Here is a 21,188-nt window from a genome sequence, read left to right as displayed (position 1 = left end):
GCAGATGAAATCGCAGATCCCGCCGTTCGACACCGTGTTCGCGGCCTTTGCCGACACCGCCGGGCGCTGGCCCGAGCGCCCCTTCCTGCACGTGCTGGAGGAGACGGCCTCGGTCTACGACATCCCCGCCGGCGAACTCTCCTATGGCGCGGCTCTCGCCGGGATCGAGCGCTTGAGGGACGCCTATGCCGACGGGGGCTATCGCGCCGGCATGCGCGTCATGCTCCTGATGGAAAACCGGCCGGGCTTCTTCCTGCACTGGTTCGCCCTCAATGCGCTGGGGCTCTCGGTCGTGCCGGTCAATCCCGACCTGCAATCGGCTGAACTGGAATACATGGCCGGGCACGCGCGCCCGGTTCTGGCCGTGGCCATCGCGAACCGTGTGACAGATCTCGAACAGGCGGCCGCCGTCTCCGGCGTCGGCTTTCCGGTCGTCACGCCAGAGGCCGACACCCCGCCGCTCGATCCACGCTTTGCCGGCATGGAGACGCCGCAGGGCGCGCCGCTCAACCGCGAAGCGGCCATGCTCTACACCTCCGGCACCACGGGCAAGCCCAAGGGCTGCGTCCTCTCCAACCTCTATTTCCTGCATTCGGGCCGGTGGTACGCGAAGGCGGGCGGCCTATGCGCCATGAACGAAGACGGCGAGCGCATGATCACGCCGCTGCCCATCTTCCACATGAACGCCATGGCCTATTCGCTGATGGCGATGATCACGGTCGGCGGCTGCCTCATCGCGCTCGACCGTTTCCACCCGCGCAGCTGGTGGCGGAGCGTGCGTGACAGCCGGGCCACCTGCCTGCATTATCTGGGCGTCATGCCGTCCATTCTCATGAAGGCCGAACCCACGGAACAGGACAGGGCGCACAATGTGCGCTTCGGTTTCGGCGCGGGCATCGACCCCAAGCTGCACGGCCCGTTCGAGGAGCGCTTCGGCATACCGCTGATCGAGGGCTGGGCGATGACGGAGACGGGGGCCGGCGCGGTCATCGTTGCCAATCACGAGCCCCGCAAGCGCGGCACGAACTGCCTTGGCCAGCCCGGCCCGGACATCGAGGCCCGCGTGGTCGCAGACGATGGCAGCGAGGCAGCCCCCGGGCAACCCGGCGAACTTCTGGTGCGCCATGCGGGCGAAGATCCGCGTTTCGGCTTCTTCTCCGAATACTACGCCAACCCCGAGGCCACCGCCGAAGCGTGGGAAGGCGGCTGGTTCCACACCGGCGACATCGTCATGCGCGACGCCGATGGCGACTTCTTCTTCGTCGACCGCAAGAAGAACGTGATCCGCCGTTCCGGCGAGAACATCGCCGCCGTGGAGGTGGAATCCTTCTTGATGCAGCATCCCGACATCAAGGCCGCAGCGGTCGCAGCAGCACCCGACGAGCTGCGCGGCGACGAGGTCTTCGCCTGTCTCGTGGTCGAGAGCGGCGAACGCGATGAGGCGCGCGCCCGCGAGATCGCCGAATGGTGTCTGGACCGCGTCGCCTATTACAAGGTTCCGGGCTACATCGCCTTTGTCGACGCCCTGCCCCTGACCTCCACGCAAAAGATCCAGCGCGGCGAACTGAAAACACTGGTCGCCCGGCTCCTCACCGATCCGGGAACGGTCGACACACGCTCCATGAAGAAAAGGCGCGCGGCCTGATGGCGGGTCGCACCTCAAAACGGATGGGCTATGAGGGCGTGGTGCTCGCCGCGCCCGCCACCACGCCTTATCAGCGCTTTTCGAAGGAAACGGCGCATTGGTGGATCGCCCGCGCGCTGCGCCAGTCGCTTCAAAGCGCCGGCCTCAGCCCCCGCGATGTCGACGGCTTCTCGGTTTCAAGCTTCACACTCTTTCCCGACACGGCAGTGGGGCTAACCCAGCATCTCGGTCTCACCCCGCGCTGGCTCGATCACATCCCCATGGGCGGGGCGAGCGGCGTCGTGGCGCTCAGGCGCGCAGCCCGCGCGGTGCAGGCGGGCGACGCCGACATCGTCGCCTGTGTCGCCGGCGATACCAACCATGTCGACAGTTTCCGGCGCATGCTCTCAAGCTTCAGCCGCTTCGCGCAAGATGCCTCATACCCTTATGGAGCAGGGGGACCGAATGCCTGTTTCGCGCTCCTGACCGACCATTATATGAGCGCCTATGGCGCGACCCGCGAGGATTTCGGCCGCATCTGCGTCGCCCAGCGCGACAATGCGCTGAAGAACCCGCATGCGGTGATGAAAAAGCCGCTCACCATGGATCAGTATCTTTCCGCGCGCATGATCTCCGATCCCATCGCGCTGTTCGATTGCGTCATGCCCGTCAGCGGCGCAGAAGCGTTTCTCGTGATGCGTGAGGAGGACGCCCGCGCCGCCGGCCTTCCTCACGCGCATATTCGCGGCAGCATCGAACGTCACAACGCCTTCCCCGAAGACCCGATCCAGATGCGCGGCGGCTGGGCCATGGATATCGACGAGCTTTACGCCATGGCCGACGCCAGGCCCGACGACATGGACCTGTTGCAGACCTATGACGACTACCCGGTCATCTCCATGATGCAGTTCGAGGATCTGGGGTTCTGCGGGAAAGGTGACGGTCCGGCCTTCGTGCGCGAGCGCGATCTCACCATTGCCGGCGATTTTCCGCACAACACGTCGGGCGGTCAGCTTTCAGCCGGGCAGGCGGGAGCCGCCGGCGGCTTTATCGGGCTGGTCGAGGCCATCCGCCAGATCACCGGCACAGCCGGTCCCACTCAGGTGGAAGGGGCGACGACCGCCATGGTCTCCGGCTTCGGCATGATCAATTACGACCGTGGCGTTTGTTCCAGCGCCGCCATCATTTCGGGAGCGGGCACATGACCGACGCCATCCTGCCGCCGCCGAAGAAAGACCCGCAAAAGCGCACCCGCACACAGACACTGCCCTCGGGCCTCAGAAGCCGCGCGGCGCTGGGGCTCACGGCGGCTGCCGCCGAGGGGCGCTTCATGCTGCAGGTCTGCGGCGAATGCGGCGCGCTGCAATATCCGCCGCGCGACGCCTGCTCCACCTGCCTGTCGACCGACCTCCCTTGGCGCGACATCGACCCGGCGGGCGAGCTCATCGCCGAAACCACGGTGCGCACCAGCACCAACACCTATTTCCGCGAACGCACCCCATGGCGTGTCGGCACGGTCCGGCTCGACGCCGGCCCCTCCGTCATGTGCCATGTCCATGGCGACGCGCCGCGCGGCGGCAGGGTGCGCATCATCAACCGGCTCGACAAGTCGGGCCAGGGCGTTCTCTACGCCCTGCCTCCCGAAGGGACGCCCCACATGGAAGACGATCCGCAACTGCGCGAAATCACCGCCGATCCGAAATTCCGCCGTGTGCTCATCACCGATGCGAGGAGCGAAAACGCCGTGGCGCTGGCGGAAGCCTTCGCCAAGGCCGGCGCGTCGATCATCTTCATCGGCGAGCCCGAGGGCTGGCGGCCCTATCCGCACCGCGCGGCACTCGAGGCGATCCCCAATGTCCAGATCGTGCCGCTCGACGTCACCGACACCGCGTCGGTCACCGAGCTTGCCGGCGAGATCGGCGGCAAGACGGACATTCTCGTCAACAATGCCCGATTCGTGCGCCCCGGCGGCATCATGGACCGTGGAGACACCGTGTTCGCCCGCGACGAGATGGAGGTGAACTATCTCGGCCTGATGCGGCTTGCCCAGTCCTTCGGCCCGGCCATGCGCGGGCGCGGCGCAGATGGCGACAACAGCGCCGCCGCCTGGGTCAACATCCTGTCGGTCTACGCTTATTCCAACATGCCTGCCTTCGGCGCTTTCTCGGCCTCCAATGCCGCGGCCTACTCGCTGTCGCAGTGCCTGCGCGCAGAGATGCGCCCCGGCGGCGTGCGCGTGATGAATGTCTATACCGGCCCGACGGACGACGCATGGCACCAGCCCCTGCCGCCGCCCAAGGTCGCGCCCGCAGCCCTTGCCCGCGCCATCGTCTCCGGCCTCAAGGACGGGCTGGAAGACGTGTTCGTCGGCGATGTGGCGAAGGACCTGATCGAGCGCTGGCGCGCCGGCGCAAAAGTGCTGGAACGCGAGATGAGCGAAACCGACGGAGGCGGCGCATGAACGTCCACGCAACCGACCCATCCGCCCTTCTGGGCAATCTGGCGGAGGCACTCGCCACCGGCGCAATCGAGGTGGTGGACCTCACTCACACGCTCGATCAGGATTTTCCGGTCATCGTGCTGCCACCGGAATTCGGCCAGTGCGCCCGCTTCCGCATGGAAGAAGTGTCCGCCTATGACCATCGCGGCCCGGCGTGGAAATGGCACAACTTCACCTGCAGCGAGCACACCGGCACCCATTTCGATGCGCCCTCGCACTGGATCTCCGGCCGCGACGTGCCCAATGGCAGCGTCGACGAGATTCCCGCCGAGCGCTTTATCGGCCCGGTCTGCGTGATCGACTGCTCCGAAGGCGCTGCCGCAGACGAGGATTTCGAGCTGACGCCGGAGGTCATCGAGGCGTGGGAGGCCGAGCATGGCCGCATTCCCGCCGAAAGCTGGGTTCTGATGCGCACCGACTGGTCGAAGCGCCGCGGCGCGGCCTATCTCAACATGCGCGAGGATGGCGCACATTCGCCCGGCCCCACGCCGGCGGCGATCCGGCTTCTCGTGGACGAACGCGGGATTCGCGGTTTCGGCACCGAGACCGTCGGCACCGACGCCGGTCAGGGATCGCACTACACGCCGCCCTACCCGGCCCATTTCTATCTTCACGGCGCAGGGCGCTACGGCCTGCAATGCCTCAACAATCTCGACCGGCTTCCGCCCACCGGCGCGATGCTGATCGCAACCCCGCTCAAGATCAAGAACGGCACCGGCAGCCCGCTGCGCGTGGTGGCGCTTGTGCCCGGCAGGACATGACACGATGGACAAAGAGCTGACAGCCGTCATCACCGGCGGCAACAAGGGCATTGGCGCGAATCTGGCGCAGACCATGCTGGATGCGGGCTATCGCGTCATCTCGGTCGCGCGCCGCGCGCCGGAGTTCTCGCATGAAAGGCTGAGCTCGGTCGAAGCCGACCTGCTGGACGACGCAGCCGTGCGTGAAGCCGCAGCCGAAATCGCCGGCAGGCACGACGTCACCCATTTCGTGCAGAATGCAGGCCTCATCTGGCCGAACCTCATCGAAGACGCCAGCGCCGAGGACATTACCGGCCTCGCCCAGCTTCACCTGGGCTCCGCCCTCACGCTTTTGAAAGCCTTCCTGCCCTCCATGAAGGAACGCCGCTTCGGCCGTGTTCTCTTCAATGGATCGCGCGCAGCGCTCGGCGCGCAGACCCGCACCGCCTATGGCGCATCCAAGGCCGGCATGGTGGGCATGGCGCGCACCTGGGCGCTGGAGCTCGCGCCCCACGGTATCACCGTGAATGTGGTTGCGCCGGGACCGATCCAGACCGACAATTTCTGGGGCATCATCCCGAAGGGCAGCGAGCGGGAAGCAGAGCTTGCCAAACGCATTCCCGTTGGCCGGCTCGGTGCGGTGGAAGACGTCACCAACGCCTTCATGTTCTTCGCCGACCCGAAGGCCAGCTTCGTCACCGGCCAGACGCTTTATGTCTGCGGTGGTGCAAGCGTGGGCAGCATGCAGCTTTGACAGCGGGCCACGTTAGAGCGGCTCACCGTTTCAGGAAAACGCCGCTCCGCTCTATCTGTCTGTTTCTCCGCATTTGTGCGGGCGTCAGGTGATCCCACCTGACTGCAATATGCTTTAGTCGGCGGCGGTAACGATGGAGCGCGCCGCCTGAAGCAGCGGGTCGTCGTCCCTCTCTCTGAGGCTGGCAAAGACGAGCCGTGCGGCAGCATGCGCCTTGCAGATGAGGTCCACCTCGCCATCTGCCTCCGCCGAGCGCGCAGCTTCTGCGTGCAGCAGACCGACGCCTACCCCGCCTGCGATCAATGTGCGCGTGACCTGCTCCCGGTCAACGCTGATGATGCGGGTGGGCCGAAAATTATGCCTGCGAAAGAGCGCCTCGGCCGCCTCCCCACAGCACGTATCAGGGGCCGGGCAAATCCACGGCATCTCCGCCAGTTTCGGCCAGTCGGGTTTGTCTTTCGCGTCCACGGTCCCGGGCGGAACCGCGAGATAGATGGCAAAGCGCAGGACGTCGACCACAGTCAGATCGTCGCCGGGTTCGCCTGTCTCGTTGTAAAAGCCGGCATCCAGACCGCCGCTGCGAATGCCTTCGGCAATGGAGCGCGAGGTTCCATGCCGCAGCACGACATCCACCTGCGGATAGCGCTCGGCAAAGCCCGTCATCAGCCGCCCCAGCGCCTCAGGCTCGGAATTGCAACCCATGCCAAACCGCAGGCGCCCGGTGAGGCTGCCCTTGAGACGGGTTGCCTCCTCAAGCAGTTCACGGTGGGCGCCCAGCGTCTGTTCGGCCCTCGCAAGCAGGCGTTCGCCGTCCCCCGTCAGGTCCATACCGCGCGGTGTGCGCTCGAAGAGGGAAAGCCCAAGCGTCTCCTCCATCGCCTTGATATGCGCGCTGACGGCAGGCTGGCTGAGATGGATGCGCTCGGAGGCGCGCGTAATGCTTCCCTCGCGAGCAACGGCAACGAAGGTTCTCAGTTGCTGAATATCCATTCCCGCCTCATCGCTCGGTCGCCAGACGCATGTCTACACCATGCCAAGAGCATACCACCACAGGAGATCGAGCGGCATGAGCACGAGCGCGCCGATGGCGAACATCACAAGGCAGAGCCGGACCACCGCACCTGTCGGCAGATCACCCAGTTGCATTGCCGTTATCAGCGGCGGTGCCTGATAGGGCAGAAACACGTTGGAGAAGGCCAGAACCTGCGTCATCAGCACCGTGGTGAGCGGCAGCCCCGTCAGTGTCGCAAGGTTCTCCGCCACCGGCGTCATGATCGCGGGCACGCCGGGCAGGTTCGTGATCATCGCCACCAGCGTCGAAATGCCCGTCAGCATGGCGACGTTCCAGAAAGGCCGGTCTGCCTGAAATCCGGCAAGACCGCTCAGATTTTCCACCACCACTTCGCCCAGCCCGGTTGACGAAAGCACCGTGCCAAGTCCGATAATGCCGGCGACGAAAAAGAGCGAGGCGTAGTTCACGTCCTCATTGATGCATTTTTTCGAGGTGAGCCCGGACCCGGGCCACAGGCAATAGAGACCGGCGGCAAGCGCGATCCAGCCCGGCGAGATATGGTGGAGCGTATCGGTCAGCCACAGGGCAAGGCACAGCCCCAGCACCATTGTCAGCCGCGTTTCCGCCGGGGACATCCCCGGCAGGTCCGCCGGCACCTCCGGCTGGCGCTGCGGATCGCCATCGGGAAACATCCTTAGGATCAGCACGACGAGCACGCCCGCCTTCAGAAGGCCCAGAACCGGGAAATGAATGGTCAGATAAGACCAGTAGGAAATGCGCGCGCCATAAAGCGTCTCGGCCATACCGGCCAGGATCATGTTGGGTGCGTTCGCCGGCAGGATGGTGAAGGCTGGCAGGCAGGTTCCGAAGGCTGCGGCCAGAATCATGCCGGTCCGCCCGTTGCTCTCCTTGCCATATCCCATGTGATCGGCGAGCGCGACGACGATCGGCAGAAGCAGCACGATGCGCCCGATGGAAGACGGCATGACGAAGGCCAGCACCAGGCTGAAGCCGGTCACGCCCGCAATGACGGTGAAATAGCGCGTGCCGAGCATGCCGGCGAGCACTGCCGCCATGCGTTTGCCAAGGCCAGTGTAACGGATCGACACCCCCAGAATGATTCCCCCGAAGAGCAGCCAGAAGGTCGATGAATAGAAGCCGGAAAACACCGCCTGCGCCGGGGCGATACCGGAAAGCATGGCGATGAGAAAGAACATCAGCGCGGTCCAGTATTCGGGGACCGCGGCTGTCGCCCACATGCCGATGCAGAAGACGGCAAGCCCCGCCGCAAGCGCCATTTGCGCCGGTAACAACAGGCTGGTGACCAATCCGACAGCACCGGCGACAGCAAGAACACCCGCCGATTTCAGAACATTCCCCGCTTGCCCATCCCCTTGCGGGGCCAACCTGGAAAGCCCCGCGAGAGAACGCGGGAGTGGCAGGGGCGATTGTTCGTTCATGAGATGAGGAGACCTCCGGGAAGCAATGTCTTGTGGGAGACATTGCTCTCTTCCCCCTTCTCCGATCCAATCGTTTGTTGAAATGTGTGCCCTCAGAAAAACAGAGGGAAGCGCCACGGATATGGCAGCTTCCCCTGTAAGGACGCGGGTGACGAAGAAATCCGGATCTAGCTCCCGTGAGCCTCGTTGCGCAGTCCTTCCACAATGCGAAGAAATGCGAGCTGTCCAGGATCCGGCAAACCGACGCTCTTTTCACCGAACATGCGCGCGCGCCCCAGCTTGTTCGGCAGATCCCGATAGCGCTCCACAGTGTCCCCGGCGGCTTTGATCGCCGTCTCGACCATTATTTGCGGTGAAGTTCCCTCAAGCGCACTGGCAACGGCATCGAGACTGTCGAGCACCGTTTTGTCACCCAGATTGCCCTTTCCGCGCGCCATCATGGCGTCACGCGCGGCAGCAACGAGGCCCGGCATCTCCTCGGGTTCGATCCCGGGTTTTCCTTTTTCAAGTTTCGCCGCCGCCATGAAGCCCGTAGCGAGCAGCGTACCGTAGGAGGATGACGAGACGCGTTGAAACGCCTTTGCCACGTCAAGGAGCGCCATGCCCACATCATCGGGAAGCTCCGCCGCGGCAGCCTCCGCAAACCCTTTTGACACGGTGATCCCAAGATCGCCGTCCCCGAGGGCACCATCAGCAGCGCAAAGCTCCTCGCTGGCCGCAGCGGTGTGGGATGCGATGCGTTTGAGGGCTTCTGAAATCGCCTTGCTGTCGATCATCGCCCGCTCCTAAACACGCCAGAAGGCGCATTCTGCCGGCGCGTTCAGCAGGCCTTCCAGTTCATCGTCCAGTTTGATCATCGTGATCGTTGCGCCCGTCATTTCCATGGAAGTGGCATAACGACCGACCAAAGGCATCACGATTTCGACACCTGCCGCATCAAGCACTTTCTTTGCTTGTCGATAAAGAATGTAAAGCTCTTCGGCTGGCGTTGCGCCAAGCGAGTTCACCACAATGGAGATGCGGTCACCCTTCGCAAGCGGCTGGTCGGCCATGAGACGTTCCAGCATCTCCTCCGCGATCTCGTCTGCCGGCTTGATCGCGTCGCGCCAGATGCCGGGCTCGCCATGGATGCCCATGCCCATTTCCATTTCCGTCTCGCCGATCTCGAATGTGGGCTTGCCCGCCTGCGGGATGGTGCACGGCGTCAGCGCCATGCCGATGGAGCGGCAGGCATCCGCCGCCTTCTGGGCGATACGGGTGACTTCATCCAGGTTGTCGCCGCGCTCGGCGGCCGCACCCGCGATCTTGAATGCGTACACCATACCGGCCACGCCGCGCCGCTTCTCGGCTTCTTCCTTTGGCGCTGAAACCACATCGTCGGTCAGAAGCACGGTGGTCGTGCGGATGTCGTGTTCCATCTCGGCCATTTCACCGGCCATGTCGAAATTCATGACATCGCCGCCGTAATTCCCATAGAGGCGCAGCACGCCCGCGCCGCCATCGGCCAGCCGGATGGCCTCGGCCATCTGTTCGGCAGACGGGCTGGCGAAGACATCTCCAATGGCACAGGCATCGAGCAGGCCAGTGCCCACATAGCCGGTGAAGACCGGGAGATGACCGGAGCCACCGCCCGTCACGATGCCGACCTTGCCTTTCTTCGCCCCCCCGGCCCGTGCAATCACGCGGCGCACAGGCTGGGCGTAGATTTCAGGATGAGCTGCAACCATGCCCTCCAGCATCTCATCGACATAGTCAGCTGGATTGTTCAGGATTTTCTTCATGCTTGTCCTCCCTGGGAGCTGTGTTCGAAAGGATCACCCCGCCTCCAATGGGCGTTTCATGCGCTGGCGGTGTCTGGCGAGACGGTCGATGACGATGGGCAGGCCGGTTCCCACGATGATCAGACAGCCGATCACGAATTTCTGCCAGTAGGACGGAACGCCGGCCATCAGCAGGGTGGTGTTGATCATGGTGATCACGAATACGCCGAGAAGCGTGCCGAGCACCGTGCCATGCCCGCCGGTGATGCGCGCACCGCCCAGGACCACAGCTGCGATGACGTTGAGCTCCATCCCAACCAGATCGAACGGATTGGCCATGCGCGAGAGCGTGACATGCGTCATGCCGGCCAGGCCGGCAATGGCGCCGGCGATCACATAGATCATCACCTTGACCCGCTTGATGCGGATCCCGATGCGCTGGGCCGCCTCTTCCGAACCGCCGATGGCATAGACCTTCCGACCGAAAACGGTGAAGTTCATGATGATGGCAAGGACGATGGTAACAGCGACGAGTACCAGGAAGGAGGCAGGCAGCGAAACCATCTGTCCCACCGCATTCTCGATGCGGATCAGGATCGTGCGCGAGAAATTGATCACTTCGCGCGGCACCGAAGTGATGTAGGTGGTGCCCAGGAAGGTGAGCAGCGCGCCGCGGAAGAAGGAGAGTGTGCCGAGCGTGACGATCAGCGTGTTCAATCCGAGGCCGCCGATCAGAACACCGTTGATCAGACCAAGCCCAGCGCCAATGACAGCGGCTATCACGAAATAGGCGATGATCGGCAGATCGAGATCAATACCGAGAACGATCTTCATCGTCGCATACATGGCAAAGGCGCCGATGGCGGTGTGCGAGACATCGATACCGCCGGAGGCGAGAACCATCATGACACCAAGCGCAAAAATGCCGGTCACCAGACCGTTGCGAGCAAGATCGATCAGCGTGGCGGGTGTGAAAAAGGCCGGGTTGATGAGGCCCAGAACGAGGGCAAAAAGAACCGCGACGAAGAACACGATACCCTGTGGCGAGGCAAAGATGCGGGCCAGCGCGTTCATGCCCGGTCCTCCCTGATGACTTCGTTATAGAGTGTATCTTCATCCACCGCTGCAGCGTCGAAACCTGCGGTAATGCGCCCGCGCACCATCACCAGAATGCGGTCGGAGAGTGCAAGCGCTTCTGGAATGTCATCGGTGACGACCATCACCGCCGTTCCGCTGCGGCTGAGCGAAACGAGCAGTTCGTGGATCTCGCGTTTCGACCCCACGTCTACACCCACGGTAGGACCGTTAAGGATCAGCAGGCGGGGTTTGCGCTCCATCCAGCGCGCCAGGACGACGCGCTGCTGGTTGCCGCCCGAAAGTGTCGCCACGGCGGGTGTAACGTCGGGTGTCTTGATGCGCAGGTTCTTCACCGCATTGCGGGCACGCTGCATCAGGCTGGCGGCGCTGACGATGCCAAGCTTCGTCGACTTTTCCAGACTGGAAACAGTGATGTTGTCGCCGATCGGCTGATTGAGAAAGAGCCCTTCCGTCAACCGGTCTTCCGGCACATAGGCAATACCGCGCTCGATGGCGTCGTGCTGGCTTTTGAAGGTAACGGCATCGCCGTCGATTTCAATCCTCCCGGCGTCCGGCTGCATGTAGCCGAACAGGGTCTGCGCCAGCTCGGTTCGGCCAGATCCCAGAAGTCCGACCACCGAGACGATTTCACCTGGCCGCAGTTCCAGATCCACGTCGGCGAAATTGCCGCAGCGACCCAACCCGCTGGCCGCAAGGAAGGGGCGCTGCACGGCGCTCTCTTCGCGCGGCAGGCGCTGGCTGTCCACCGACCGTCCGGTCATGGCTTCCACCAGCCGTCCGGCATCGAACTCACCGATCGGGCCCTCCACAACCACCGCACCGTCGCGCAGCACCGTCACCGTATCGCAGACGGCAAAAACCTCTTCGATCTTGTGGCTCACGAAAAGAAAGGAAACGCCTTCCTTCTTCAATGCGCCCACGATCTCGAGAAGATGCGCGACCTCGCTTCGGGTGAGCGCGGTGGTCGGTTCGTCCATGACGATGATGCGCGCCTCATTGGCCAGCGCGCGAGCAATGGCGACGAGCTGCTTCGATGCCACCGGCAGAAGCTCGACCGGGGCATCGGGGTCGATCTCCACCTGCATGCGCTTCAATGTCTCGATCGCCAGGCGGCGGCGGGCGCTGCGCCTGTGCACGACGTCGCCCGATGTGACCGATGTGAGAAAGCCGATATTCTCCCAGACGCTCAGATTGGGGAACAGCGAAAAGTCCTGGTAGATGACCGAAAGGCCGGCTGTGATGGCGCCCATGGGGTCGTTGCCCAACTGGCGACCGTTCAACGAAACTTGGCCAGCATCCGCACTCACCACGCCCGAGAGGATCTTGATCAGCGTCGATTTGCCGGAACCGTTTTCGCCAGCGAGGCACCGCACCTCTCCTTCGCGCAGTTCCAGATTGACGTCTTCCAGCACCCGCACCGGCCCGTAGGCCTTGCGAATATCCCGCATCTGCAGGATGGGCGCGCCGGGGTTCGCTTCGTCGTTCATGGGAAAATCTCTGTTGTTCAGGCAATGCCGCCGGGCAAACTGGCCCGGCGGCGGTTGGATCGAGAGGCGCGCAGACGACTGCCGGTCCTGATTTCAGGACCGCAGACGGGCTCCATGCGTCTCTCGTTTCCGGTCACGTCAACACGCTACGATCAGAAATCGTAATCGTTCATGTTGTCCGTGGTGACATCGACCCAGGCCTGGCCGTAGAGCACCTTGCCATCGAGCTTGATCGCGTTATAGCCCTCAACGCCGAGGTCCATGCCGTCGGTGATTTCCTTGCCTTCGATGGCCATGGAGGCGACCTTGTTCATGGCGATACCCGCCTTGGCCGGATCCCAGAAGGAGATCATGTCGATGGCGCCGGTCTCCAGATAGGGGCCGGCGACAGAAACAAGGCTGGTGCCGACAATCTTGACCTTGCCGTCGAGACCGGCTTCTTCGACAGCCAGAGCCGCACCCACGACATCTTCACCGGCCGAGCCCTGAATGCCCTTGAGGTTCGGATAGGTGCGCAGAAGTTCCTTGGTCTTCTGATAGGCGGTCTGCTGCTGCTCGTTGCTCTCGAGCTTGTCGGTGACAAGCGTCATGTTCGGGTATTTTTCTTTCTGGTACGCGATGGCAGCATCCACCCATTCATTGTGGGTCTTTGCCGTCAGGTGGCCAACGAACACCGCATATTCGCCCTCGCCGCCCATGGCCTGTGCGAGCGCTTCCATCAGGTGACGGCCATAAGCCGCATTGTCGAAGGCTTCCACGTCATAGGTGACATTCTGAAGGCTGGACGCCTCATGACCGACCACCTTGATGCCGGCGTCAAGTGCCTTGCCGAGAACAGGTTCCAGTGCCTCCGGCGAATTCGGCACCACAGTGATGGCGTCGACCTTCTTGGCGATAAGGTCTTCGATCATCTGGACCTGAAGTGCAGCATCCGCGGATGCCGGACCAACCTGGGTGGCATCATGGCCGGTTTCGGCGGCATATTCCTTGACGCCTTCTTCCATACGGTTGAACCAGGCGATACCCGAGAGCTTCACCACCGTCACGATCGAGTGCTTGGCGTCCTGGGCGTGGGTAACGGCGCCGGCCCCGACGATCAGCGCGGCGCCAAGCGCCACTCCGGCGGTGAGTTTCCTTAAATTCAAAGCCATGTGACTCCTCCTGTTGCAGTGTGTCAGTGCCCCGACGGCCGGGATGGCCGTCTGTCAGGCTTCATCGGACGCCCGTTTGCCCGCTCCCCTCATGAGATCGTTGTTGCGGACGTACAATTCCTTGAACGTGCTGTAGCGTGCGTCGTAGATGGCGCGATTTCTCTTCTGCGGCGTGATGGACCGTTCCACCGGGTTCCAACGGCGAATGTCTTCGCGCCCGGCAGCGCCCACGGCCACGGCTGCCAGAAACGCATTGCCGAAGGCCGCGCCAACCGTGTTGGCCGCAACCTCCTGAACCTTGCCGCTGACATCCGAGATGGCCTGCGACCACACGGCATTCTTCGTGCCACCACCCACCGCGGCGATCCGTTTCACACCAGCACCCGCCTCCTCATAGGTCTCGATGACCGAGGCTACGCCATAGGCGATGCCCTCGAGGAAACCGCGATAGACGTCGGCACGTGTATGGGTGAGATCGAGGCCGAAGACCATGCCGCGCGCATGGGGATCGTGGATCGGTGTGCGCTCGCCGGAGAAATAGGGCAGCACCACGATGCCGTTTGCGCCCACCGGCGCGCGCGCTGCCTCTTCGGCCAGAAGCCGCAGCGCCTCGCTCTCATCCAGTTCGCGCGCAAACTGCTCCTGAAACCAGCGGGTGAGCGTGCCGCTCGTCGATGTGCCGGACATGCAGGCGTGCTGACCCTCGAAAAGCCACGGCGCATACCAGAGCCGTCCATCCTCCACGCGATGGTCGGTGACCAGGATGATGAACATGGTCGAGCCATACATCATCATCATTTCGCCGGTGCCGAGAACCCCGACACTGACGGCCTCCGACGCCGCATCGATGGTGCCCGCCGTAACCGGCGTGCCTGGCGCAAGCCCCGTTTCCCTCGCCGCCCGTTCTGTCACATGGCCGGCAATCTCGGTGCTCCATAAAAGTTCCGGCAGGCGATCAGGCGCAATGATGCGCTCGGCGTAGCGGTCGGTCCAGCGATTGGTGCGAATGTCGTAGAGCGGGCTGGAGGACGACGCGGAGTAGTGGTCGATGACGAAACGTCCCGTCAGCCGGTGTACCAGAAAGGATGAAGAGTTCATCACCTTGTGAGTGCGGGCGTAGATCTCGGGCCGGTTCTTCTTCAACCACAGGATCTTCGGGCCGACCGATTGCGAGCTGAGCGCATTGCCGCATTCGGCAAGCAGCGTTTCCTCGCCGATCTCGGCGGTCAGCTCGTCGATCTCTTCCGCCGCCCGGGTGTCGACGCCATAGAGCACGGCTTTCATCAGCGGCTTGCCGTCTTCATCGACCGGCAGCATGCAAGGGCCGATGCCGCTTGCCGCAACCGACTTGATGCTTTCAGGAGCGGTGCCCGTGGACGCGATCAGTTCTTGGCTGATGGCGCAAAACTCGCCCCACCAGTCATTCTCGGCATCATGTTCGGCCCAGCCGGGCTGCGGCACGATCATGTCGTGCCGCCGCTTGGCAGTCGCCAGAATGCGCCCCTCACCGTCGGCCAGAACGCCCTTGGTTTCAAAGGTTCCGATGTCGATGCCGAGATAGCAATCCATCAGGTGTAGTCATCCCGGTTCAGGCTGAAATCGGCGTCGACCCGGCGGATCGCGGCGATCAGCAGTTTCGTGAGGGCTTCCAAATCGCGCAGGTCGCACATTTCAAGCGAGGTGTGCGTGTAGCGGCAGGGGAAGCACATATCGATACAGGCGACACCCTCATTGAGGAGCTGCACATAGGAAGAATCGGTCAGTGCCCCGGTATGGGCCGTGCGCTGCAGATTGATGCCCTCGGCTGAAGCCGTGTCGGAGAAGAGCTTCGGCAGGGCCGGGTGCGGAATGGTGCCGTTGAGCGTGCCGCGCCCGTGGAACGAATAAAGGCTCATCGCCGGGCCATTGCCGAGTGCGACTTCGCCGCGCTGGGTCATGTCGGGCGTGTCGGCGTTGAGGGCGAGGTCGAGCTGGATGGCAATGTCGGGGCTGATCGCGCGAGCGGCGACCATCGCGCCCTGAAGGTTGAACTCTTCGAGCACCGCAAAGACGAAATGCACCGTGGGGCGTGGACCTTCTGCCGCAAGTGCGCGAGCAACTTCCACGACCACCGCACAACCGGCACGGTCATCGACCGAAGTGCCGATCAGGCGATTTTCATTGAGCTCGATAACGCGCGGGTCGTAGACCACCGGCGTGCCGATCTCGATACCCAGAGCCTTGACGCCCGCAGCGTCTTCCGCGCCCACATCGATGAACACGTCCTGATAGGGCGTGACCTTGTATTTCTCGTCCGGCGGCGTGGCGTGATGGCTCTTGTTGGCAATCACGCCCTGCACGTCGCGGCCTTCGCCGACGCAGAACAGGACGGCCTGCGCGGGCAGGGCCTTTTCCGGAATGCCACCCAGCCGCTCGATGCGCACCAGACCATTGTCCTCGATCTTGCGCACCATGAAGCCCAGCTGGTCGGTGTGGGCAAAGAGCATGACCGAAGGCGCGCCCTCATCGCCTTCCAGTGTGGCGATCAGATTGCCGAGGCGGTCCGTGCGCAGGGCAAGCGGCAGATCCGCGAGCTCTTTCTCGATGCGGCGGCGCACACGGTCTTCATGTCCGGACAGGCCCGGTGTCAGCATCAGGGTTTTGAGGAGTGAGCGGAGGCGCTCTTTCATGGTTGATGAGCCTTTCGTTGGAAGAGCGCCTTTACATCGAAGGAACCGAAAGCCGCGCGATAGGACATGACGGCTATAAGCAGGCCGCCGAAGAAGAGGTCGCGGGAGAAGGCGCTGAAGGAGAGGATGTTGAGCCCGCTGGAGATGAACTGCAGGCAGATCACTGCCAGGGCCACGCCGGTGACGGTGCCGAAGCCGCCGGCGGGGCTGACGCCGGCAAGAATGTTGATGAGAATGACAAGCAGCAGGTAGGAGCTGCCATAGTCCGCATTGGCCGAGTTGACGCGTGCCAAGACCACCAGACCGGCAAGTGCCGCGATGAAGCCGGCAATGGCGTAAATCTGGATGATCAGCTTCTTTCCTGGCACGCCGGCGAAATCGGCGGCGACCGGATTGGCGCCGAACAGGCGCAGGCGCATGCCGACGGGCGTGCGCCGCAGAAGAAAGGCGAGGCCCGATGCAACGAGTGCAAACAGAACGAGCGGAAGCGGGAGAACACCACCGATCGTCCAGTTGCCGAACGCCGTGTACCAGTCAGGAAGGCCGGTGATGGCCGGCCCGCGCGTAATGATGATGCCGATGCCCGCGAAAAGCTGCATGCTGCCGAGCGTTGCCAGAATGGGCGGCAGCCGCAGATAGGCGATGAGAAAACCGTTGAACGCCCCGCAGGCAAGCCCCACAGCGAGCCCGGCGGGGATGGCGAGCCATGCCACGTTCGGCCCGGCTTTCATGGTCACCGCGGCCACGATCGAGGCCAGATTTGCGACGGCAACAACCGAAAGATCAATGCCGCCAGAAATCATTGTCGGCAAAACAGCCAGAGACAAAAGCCCGAACTCAGGGAACTGGAAGCCCATGGACTGGAGGTTCGATGAAGACAGGAACGTCGGGCTGGCGATTGCGAGCGCAACGAATATCAGCGCTGTCAGAATCCCGAGGCTTTTGAGGTGAGAGCCTGTCGTGTCCTGTCTTGCGTCCATGATCTTCCTCCCCTGATACCGATGATCAGCCGCCGCGGGCAGCCTTCACGATCTGCATGAACTCTTTGGCTCGCTCCGGGTCGACCGGGTTCCAGGTGTTCCCGTCGACCTTGAGCGACGAGCCCACGATGCAGCCATCGGCGATCTTGAGAATGTCGGCCACCGTGTTGTGGCGAACGCCCGTGTTGGCGAGGACCGGTGTGTCCGTGACCTTTTCCTTCACCGATTTGAGGTCGGCCATTTCCGCGGCCTCTCCGGTGATCGCTCCCGACACAAGCACGGCGTCTGGGATGGATGAGAACACAGCAGAACGCGCGCGGTCGGCAAGGGGACGCTTGTCCATGGAATCGGCGAACTCCGCCGAGACATTGTAAAGCATCACCAGATCATCACGGCCAAGGCGGTTGCGGTAGCGCAGCGCCTCGCCGGCATTCGGCGTCCACGGCCCCATGTCGGAAGCGTAAGTGCCGGTGAAGATTTCGCGCACGAAGGAGGCGCCGGTTGCCGTGGCAAGAGCCACCGTGCTCATCGGGTCCCACAGAACATTCACGCCGAACGGCTTCTTGATCTCGTTGCGCAACTGGCCGATCACGTAGGCCATGGCGGCGGTGGAAGCGACATCCACCTTGAGCTCATAAGGGCGATCGTTCTCATTGCCGAACATCACTGCATCGACATCCGCCTCCTGCAGGGCGATGAGATCCTTTCGCGCCGCGGCGACGATGCCGTCAATGCCCGCATCCGCATCATAAAGGGGCGAGCCGGGCATCGGCAGAAGATGCACCATCGATATGATGGGTTTCTTGTCGCCGAAGAGCTGCTTGAACTTGGACATTCCGTGCCTTTCTTTCTTGGTTTGGGCCCTCCCCTCAGACGAGGGTGATGGCCGGTATCAGTGCCCGATAGGATGCGATGACGTCCGTGCCGCCCCTGTCGGTAATCAGTTCGTCCACGGCTTCGAGCCCACAGACTTGCGCAAAAGCGCGCTTGCCGAATTTGCTGTGGTCGGTGATGACGACAACGCGCTTCGATCGCTCCATGGCGATCCGCTTTGTTTCGGCTTCCTCGAAGGTAGCGGTGGTGACGCCCTCGTGGTCCACCGCATCTGCGGCAAGAAAGCAGATATCTGCCTTGATGCTGGACAGCGCATCCTTCGACCAGTTTCCAACGAGGCTGAAATAGCCATTCCGAACGCGCCCACCGACAATATGCACCTCGGTAGCGCCGATCGATGCAGCCTCAGCGACCTTGAGGTCGATCGCCACCACAGTCACTCGCCGACCGGCAAGCGCATGCGCGGTCGCAAGCGCCGTTGTGCCGGAATCCAGAAGCACAACCTGACCGTCGAGCACCTTGCTGGCAGCCACCTGGCCAATACGTTGTTTCAGGCTTTGGTTCTGACGGAGCTTTTCAAGGAAAAGCGGCTCTGTTCCATCCTCACCCACACCGCGCGCGACAACGCCACCATGGGTTCGCGTCACCACGCCCGCTTGCTCCAGAACCACAAGGTCACGCCGGACAGTAGGGAGTGAAATGCCGAGAATCTCGGACAGATCCGCATTGCTCACGCGCTTGCGCTCGACAATGACGTCGATCATCTGCTGCTGACGCTTTTGCGGAAACCGATGTTGCATCTTATCCTCCCACTATGATCGTTAATGATCGATTTGATCGAGTCAATAGATAAACTTCACTTTTCGCTCCGATAATGCGAAGCGGCTGCTTACGAGCACCTGATATCGCAGTCTTTCCGGGACGGGGATCGATTTGCCGTAAGGAACTACACGCTGCTCAGCAAAGAGCAGGGATCACCTCGCGGTCGCAAGTTGGCGCGAGAAGCGGGTTGCCGCCAGGACTTTCAGGCATCAGCCTGACGAAAGCGCCCGCGTTGCTGCAGTGGCCAGCATCTACACAGGAAAATCGCGCTCCCGGACAATCCACCGCCGGTCAACGGCGCAGCCACGTCCTCGCCAATCCGAAAGGGATGCACGCGGATCGTGACTGCATGGATTTTTGAGACCAGAGGTGAAATTGCCCGTGCGCCGGGCAGCTTAACCCCGGCTCAGGCTCAACCGGGAAGGCAGTACAACTCGATATGGGATGGGTGAACCCGGTCGACATGGACCCGGTTGCGGGCGGTGTTCATGGTGCGTGAAGTGCCCTCGGGAGCCCCCGTATTCGGGTTCACATCATACTTCGGGAAGTTCGAAGACGAGATGTCGAGCCTTATTCTATGCCCCTTGCAGAACCGGTTTGCGGTGGCGAAAGGTGTTATTTCGATCTCGAAAATACCCTCGTCCGGAGAGACGAGTTCCGGCTCTTCAAACGACTTGCGATAACGCACCCGGAATATTCCGTCGGTGATGTTCAGGGCATAGCCGCGGGGATAATCCTCCGAGGGCGGATACACATCCACCAGCTTCGCCGTGAAATCGGTATCCGGCGCATCCGTGGAAACATGAAGCCGAACCGTGACGGGACCGGCGATTGCCAGATCCTCCTTGAGAGGCTCTGTCTCGAAAGACAGAATATCCTTCCGTGCGTTCAGCGGCATACCCGGGTGCTTGCACCCGAAGAACTCGGGTTGCTCGACTTGGTTGAAACCACCTCCCGTAAAGATCGGTTCGCCGGAGGTTAATGAGCCGCCAATGGTGGGAACAGGGTCGCGCGGGTCGTAATCATATTCGAGCCACTGCCCCTCCCCCGCCGGCATATCATCCGAGAGCAGCATGTCCGGATGCATGTAGAAGCGGCGCGGTTTGGCTTCCGGTGGAGGCCAGTCGGTGCTACGCCGCCATTCGCCACCGTGCATCATGTGCCCGGCGGGGGTTTTTGCCCCGCCACCCCCGCCCATCAGGAAATAATGGACAGGCGTATCCAACGCTGTGTCAGGGTCTTCATTCTGCTTGAGCCACCGGTCAAACCAGCGGAGGCGAAAAGTCAGCCAATCCGTATCGACATGACCGTCGAAAGGTGCAGCGGGGCCGAAATCGACATCGCCGAAAATCCGCTTCGACCGGTTGCCATGCGTCCAGCACCCCATGATCAGGATCAGCGGTCGATCAGGCTTTTTCAAACCCGCATAGTTTTCCAGCGTCGTATGAACATAAGCGTCATACCAACTGGACATGAGGATGGTCGGGACACTCTCCATCTGGTCATAGAAGCCGGCCGCCCAGATTCCGACCTTTTTCCAGAAGTCGTCGAAGCGCCCCTTCTGCCACTGGTCGAGCAGATAGGTCTCATAATCAGGATCCCACTTCACGGGGCTACGTCCCCGTGTCCAGGGCATTTGAGCGAACCAGCCGCGAAGATCTTCGGCTTCGATCGCAGCCCTGATGCGGGCATCCTTCAGTGCCAGCGGCGCTTCCATTGCTCGGTTATAAGCCCAGGTAGCCTGCTTGAGTTCGAACGCGCCTCCCTGGCGGATACCGCAGGTGAAGGCGTTCGAAAACCCGCCGGAATCGATTGCCATGCAGGCAAGTCCTGGAGGGTTTAGACACGCCATCGCCAACTGCGTGTGCGCGTCGTAGGACAGCCCCATCGTCCCGATACGCGAATTGTTCCACGGTTGCGCCTCGATCCAGACCATGGAATCGAACCCGTCTTCGCCCTCGTTCAGATATTTGGTGAACGTACCTTCGGAACCATATCGCCCACGGCAATCCTGCCAGATGACGATATAGCCCTCGCGCACAAGGCGAACCGCCAGCTCAGGCCGCGTTGCCGGCTCCGGATTGTTCAAGGTCAGCTCGGTCCGTGGTGTCCCGCACTTGTCATAGGGAGTGCGCTCAAAGACGACCGGCAGGGGCTCGTCCACAGGCACCCCATCCCGGGCAGGACGATAAATGTCTGTGGCCAACCTGACGCCATCGCGCATCGGGATCATGACATCCCGGTGAACGACCACATCATCATAAAGGGCGATATACGGCGTCAGGTCGGCCATCAGG

The 21,188-nt window shown here is 62.5% G+C and carries 18 protein-coding genes; 5 read left to right on the top strand and 13 right to left on the bottom strand.

Going from position 1 to position 21,188, the window contains the following annotated elements; all coding sequences use genetic code 11:
* Window positions 1-4: 4 nt before the first annotated feature.
* Genes H7H48_RS14255 through H7H48_RS14235 form a run of 5 tightly spaced genes read left to right on the top strand, consistent with a single transcriptional unit; the run spans window position 5 to window position 5,618 of the window.
* Window positions 5-1,645 (top strand): AMP-binding protein, encoded by a 1,641-nt coding sequence (locus H7H48_RS14255; RefSeq protein ID WP_229449716.1) that lies wholly within the window; start codon window positions 5-7, stop codon window positions 1,643-1,645.
* On the top strand, window positions 1,645-2,829 hold the full coding sequence (locus H7H48_RS14250) for a thiolase family protein (RefSeq protein WP_229449715.1): 1,185 nt from the start codon (window positions 1,645-1,647) through the stop codon (window positions 2,827-2,829). Before H7H48_RS14255 ends, H7H48_RS14250 begins: the two co-directional genes overlap by 1 nt.
* A complete protein-coding gene (locus H7H48_RS14245; RefSeq protein WP_229449714.1) occupies window positions 2,826-4,085 on the top strand; it encodes an SDR family NAD(P)-dependent oxidoreductase in 1,260 nt (419 codons plus the stop codon). Before H7H48_RS14250 ends, H7H48_RS14245 begins: the two co-directional genes overlap by 4 nt.
* Window positions 4,082-4,885, top strand: a complete 804-nt coding sequence (locus H7H48_RS14240; RefSeq protein WP_229449713.1) for a cyclase family protein — start codon at window positions 4,082-4,084, stop codon at window positions 4,883-4,885. Before H7H48_RS14245 ends, H7H48_RS14240 begins: the two co-directional genes overlap by 4 nt.
* A 4-nt stretch (window positions 4,886-4,889) precedes the next feature.
* Complete coding sequence (locus H7H48_RS14235; protein WP_229449712.1) at window positions 4,890-5,618, top strand: SDR family NAD(P)-dependent oxidoreductase; 729 nt, start codon at window positions 4,890-4,892, stop codon at window positions 5,616-5,618.
* 114 nt (window positions 5,619-5,732) lie between these two features.
* Here the strand turns inward: H7H48_RS14235 and H7H48_RS14230 are convergent, their stop codons facing one another.
* From H7H48_RS14230 to H7H48_RS14170, 13 genes are all read right to left on the bottom strand, one after another.
* Entirely contained in the window at window positions 5,733-6,608 is an 876-nt protein-coding gene (locus H7H48_RS14230) for a LysR family transcriptional regulator (protein WP_229449711.1), read from the bottom strand.
* Window positions 6,609-6,641: 33 nt separating this feature from the next.
* Entirely contained in the window at window positions 6,642-8,090 is a 1,449-nt protein-coding gene (locus H7H48_RS14225) for an SLC13 family permease (protein WP_229449710.1), read from the bottom strand.
* A gap of 167 nt (window positions 8,091-8,257) precedes the next feature.
* A complete protein-coding gene (locus tag H7H48_RS14220; RefSeq protein ID WP_229449709.1) occupies window positions 8,258-8,866 on the bottom strand; it encodes a dihydroxyacetone kinase subunit L in 609 nt (202 codons plus the stop codon).
* A gap of 9 nt (window positions 8,867-8,875) precedes the next feature.
* On the bottom strand, window positions 8,876-9,871 hold the full coding sequence (locus H7H48_RS14215) for a dihydroxyacetone kinase subunit DhaK (protein ID WP_229449708.1): 996 nt from the start codon (window positions 9,869-9,871) through the stop codon (window positions 8,876-8,878).
* Window positions 9,872-9,904: 33 nt separating this feature from the next.
* Window positions 9,905-10,924: an ABC transporter permease gene (locus H7H48_RS14210; RefSeq protein ID WP_229449707.1), complete on the bottom strand. Its 1,020-nt coding sequence runs from the start codon at window positions 10,922-10,924 to the stop codon at window positions 9,905-9,907.
* A complete protein-coding gene (locus H7H48_RS14205) occupies window positions 10,921-12,435 on the bottom strand; it encodes a sugar ABC transporter ATP-binding protein (RefSeq protein ID WP_229449706.1) in 1,515 nt (504 codons plus the stop codon). Before H7H48_RS14205 ends, H7H48_RS14210 begins: the two co-directional genes overlap by 4 nt.
* 152 nt (window positions 12,436-12,587) lie before the next feature.
* On the bottom strand, window positions 12,588-13,586 hold the full coding sequence (locus tag H7H48_RS14200) for an autoinducer 2 ABC transporter substrate-binding protein (RefSeq protein WP_229449705.1): 999 nt from the start codon (window positions 13,584-13,586) through the stop codon (window positions 12,588-12,590).
* 54 nt (window positions 13,587-13,640) lie between these two features.
* Complete coding sequence (locus H7H48_RS14195) at window positions 13,641-15,155, bottom strand: FGGY-family carbohydrate kinase (protein ID WP_229449704.1); 1,515 nt, start codon at window positions 15,153-15,155, stop codon at window positions 13,641-13,643.
* Entirely contained in the window at window positions 15,155-16,255 is a 1,101-nt protein-coding gene (locus tag H7H48_RS14190; protein ID WP_229449703.1) for a M42 family metallopeptidase, read from the bottom strand. Before H7H48_RS14190 ends, H7H48_RS14195 begins: the two co-directional genes overlap by 1 nt.
* Entirely contained in the window at window positions 16,252-17,235 is a 984-nt protein-coding gene (locus H7H48_RS14185) for an ABC transporter permease (protein ID WP_229449702.1), read from the bottom strand. Before H7H48_RS14185 ends, H7H48_RS14190 begins: the two co-directional genes overlap by 4 nt.
* A 25-nt stretch (window positions 17,236-17,260) precedes the next feature.
* Window positions 17,261-18,070: a BtpA/SgcQ family protein gene (locus tag H7H48_RS14180; protein WP_229449701.1), complete on the bottom strand. Its 810-nt coding sequence runs from the start codon at window positions 18,068-18,070 to the stop codon at window positions 17,261-17,263.
* 34 nt (window positions 18,071-18,104) lie between these two features.
* A complete protein-coding gene (locus H7H48_RS14175) occupies window positions 18,105-18,869 on the bottom strand; it encodes a DeoR/GlpR family DNA-binding transcription regulator (protein ID WP_229449700.1) in 765 nt (254 codons plus the stop codon).
* A gap of 434 nt (window positions 18,870-19,303) precedes the next feature.
* Window positions 19,304-21,184 carry a CocE/NonD family hydrolase gene (locus tag H7H48_RS14170; protein WP_229449699.1) on the bottom strand — a complete coding sequence of 627 codons (1,881 nt, stop codon included), beginning with the start codon at window positions 21,182-21,184 and terminating at the stop codon, window positions 19,304-19,306.
* Window positions 21,185-21,188: the final 4 nt, after the last annotated feature.

Origin of the sequence: Nitratireductor sp. B36 (assembly GCF_020833685.1) — a bacterium.
Classification (GTDB): Bacteria; Pseudomonadota; Alphaproteobacteria; order Rhizobiales; family Rhizobiaceae; genus Nitratireductor.
Note: the sequence above shows the minus strand (reverse complement) of the source record. Positions and strands in the feature narration are given on the sequence as shown.

Bases quoted from the DNA above. Each gene is read 5' to 3' on its own strand.
- H7H48_RS14255 (WP_229449716.1), top strand. From the start codon at position 5: ATGAAATCGCAGATCCCGCCGTTCGACACCGTGTTCGCGGCCTTTGCC.
- H7H48_RS14250 (WP_229449715.1), top strand. From the start codon at position 1,645: ATGGCGGGTCGCACCTCAAAACGGATGGGCTATGAGGGCGTGGTGCTC.
- H7H48_RS14245 (WP_229449714.1), top strand. From the start codon at position 2,826: ATGACCGACGCCATCCTGCCGCCGCCGAAGAAAGACCCGCAAAAGCGC.
- H7H48_RS14240 (WP_229449713.1), top strand. From the start codon at position 4,082: ATGAACGTCCACGCAACCGACCCATCCGCCCTTCTGGGCAATCTGGCG.
- H7H48_RS14235 (WP_229449712.1), top strand. From the start codon at position 4,890: ATGGACAAAGAGCTGACAGCCGTCATCACCGGCGGCAACAAGGGCATT.
- H7H48_RS14230 (WP_229449711.1), bottom strand. From the start codon at position 6,608: ATGGATATTCAGCAACTGAGAACCTTCGTTGCCGTTGCTCGCGAGGGA.
- H7H48_RS14225 (WP_229449710.1), bottom strand. From the start codon at position 8,090: ATGAACGAACAATCGCCCCTGCCACTCCCGCGTTCTCTCGCGGGGCTT.
- H7H48_RS14220 (WP_229449709.1), bottom strand. From the start codon at position 8,866: ATGATCGACAGCAAGGCGATTTCAGAAGCCCTCAAACGCATCGCATCC.
- H7H48_RS14215 (WP_229449708.1), bottom strand. From the start codon at position 9,871: ATGAAGAAAATCCTGAACAATCCAGCTGACTATGTCGATGAGATGCTG.
- H7H48_RS14210 (WP_229449707.1), bottom strand. From the start codon at position 10,924: ATGAACGCGCTGGCCCGCATCTTTGCCTCGCCACAGGGTATCGTGTTC.
- H7H48_RS14205 (WP_229449706.1), bottom strand. From the start codon at position 12,435: ATGAACGACGAAGCGAACCCCGGCGCGCCCATCCTGCAGATGCGGGAT.
- H7H48_RS14200 (WP_229449705.1), bottom strand. From the start codon at position 13,586: ATGGCTTTGAATTTAAGGAAACTCACCGCCGGAGTGGCGCTTGGCGCC.
- H7H48_RS14195 (WP_229449704.1), bottom strand. From the start codon at position 15,155: ATGGATTGCTATCTCGGCATCGACATCGGAACCTTTGAAACCAAGGGC.
- H7H48_RS14190 (WP_229449703.1), bottom strand. From the start codon at position 16,255: ATGAAAGAGCGCCTCCGCTCACTCCTCAAAACCCTGATGCTGACACCG.
- H7H48_RS14185 (WP_229449702.1), bottom strand. From the start codon at position 17,235: ATGGACGCAAGACAGGACACGACAGGCTCTCACCTCAAAAGCCTCGGG.
- H7H48_RS14180 (WP_229449701.1), bottom strand. From the start codon at position 18,070: ATGTCCAAGTTCAAGCAGCTCTTCGGCGACAAGAAACCCATCATATCG.
- H7H48_RS14175 (WP_229449700.1), bottom strand. From the start codon at position 18,869: ATGCAACATCGGTTTCCGCAAAAGCGTCAGCAGCAGATGATCGACGTC.
- H7H48_RS14170 (WP_229449699.1), bottom strand. From the start codon at position 21,184: ATGGCCGACCTGACGCCGTATATCGCCCTTTATGATGATGTGGTCGTT.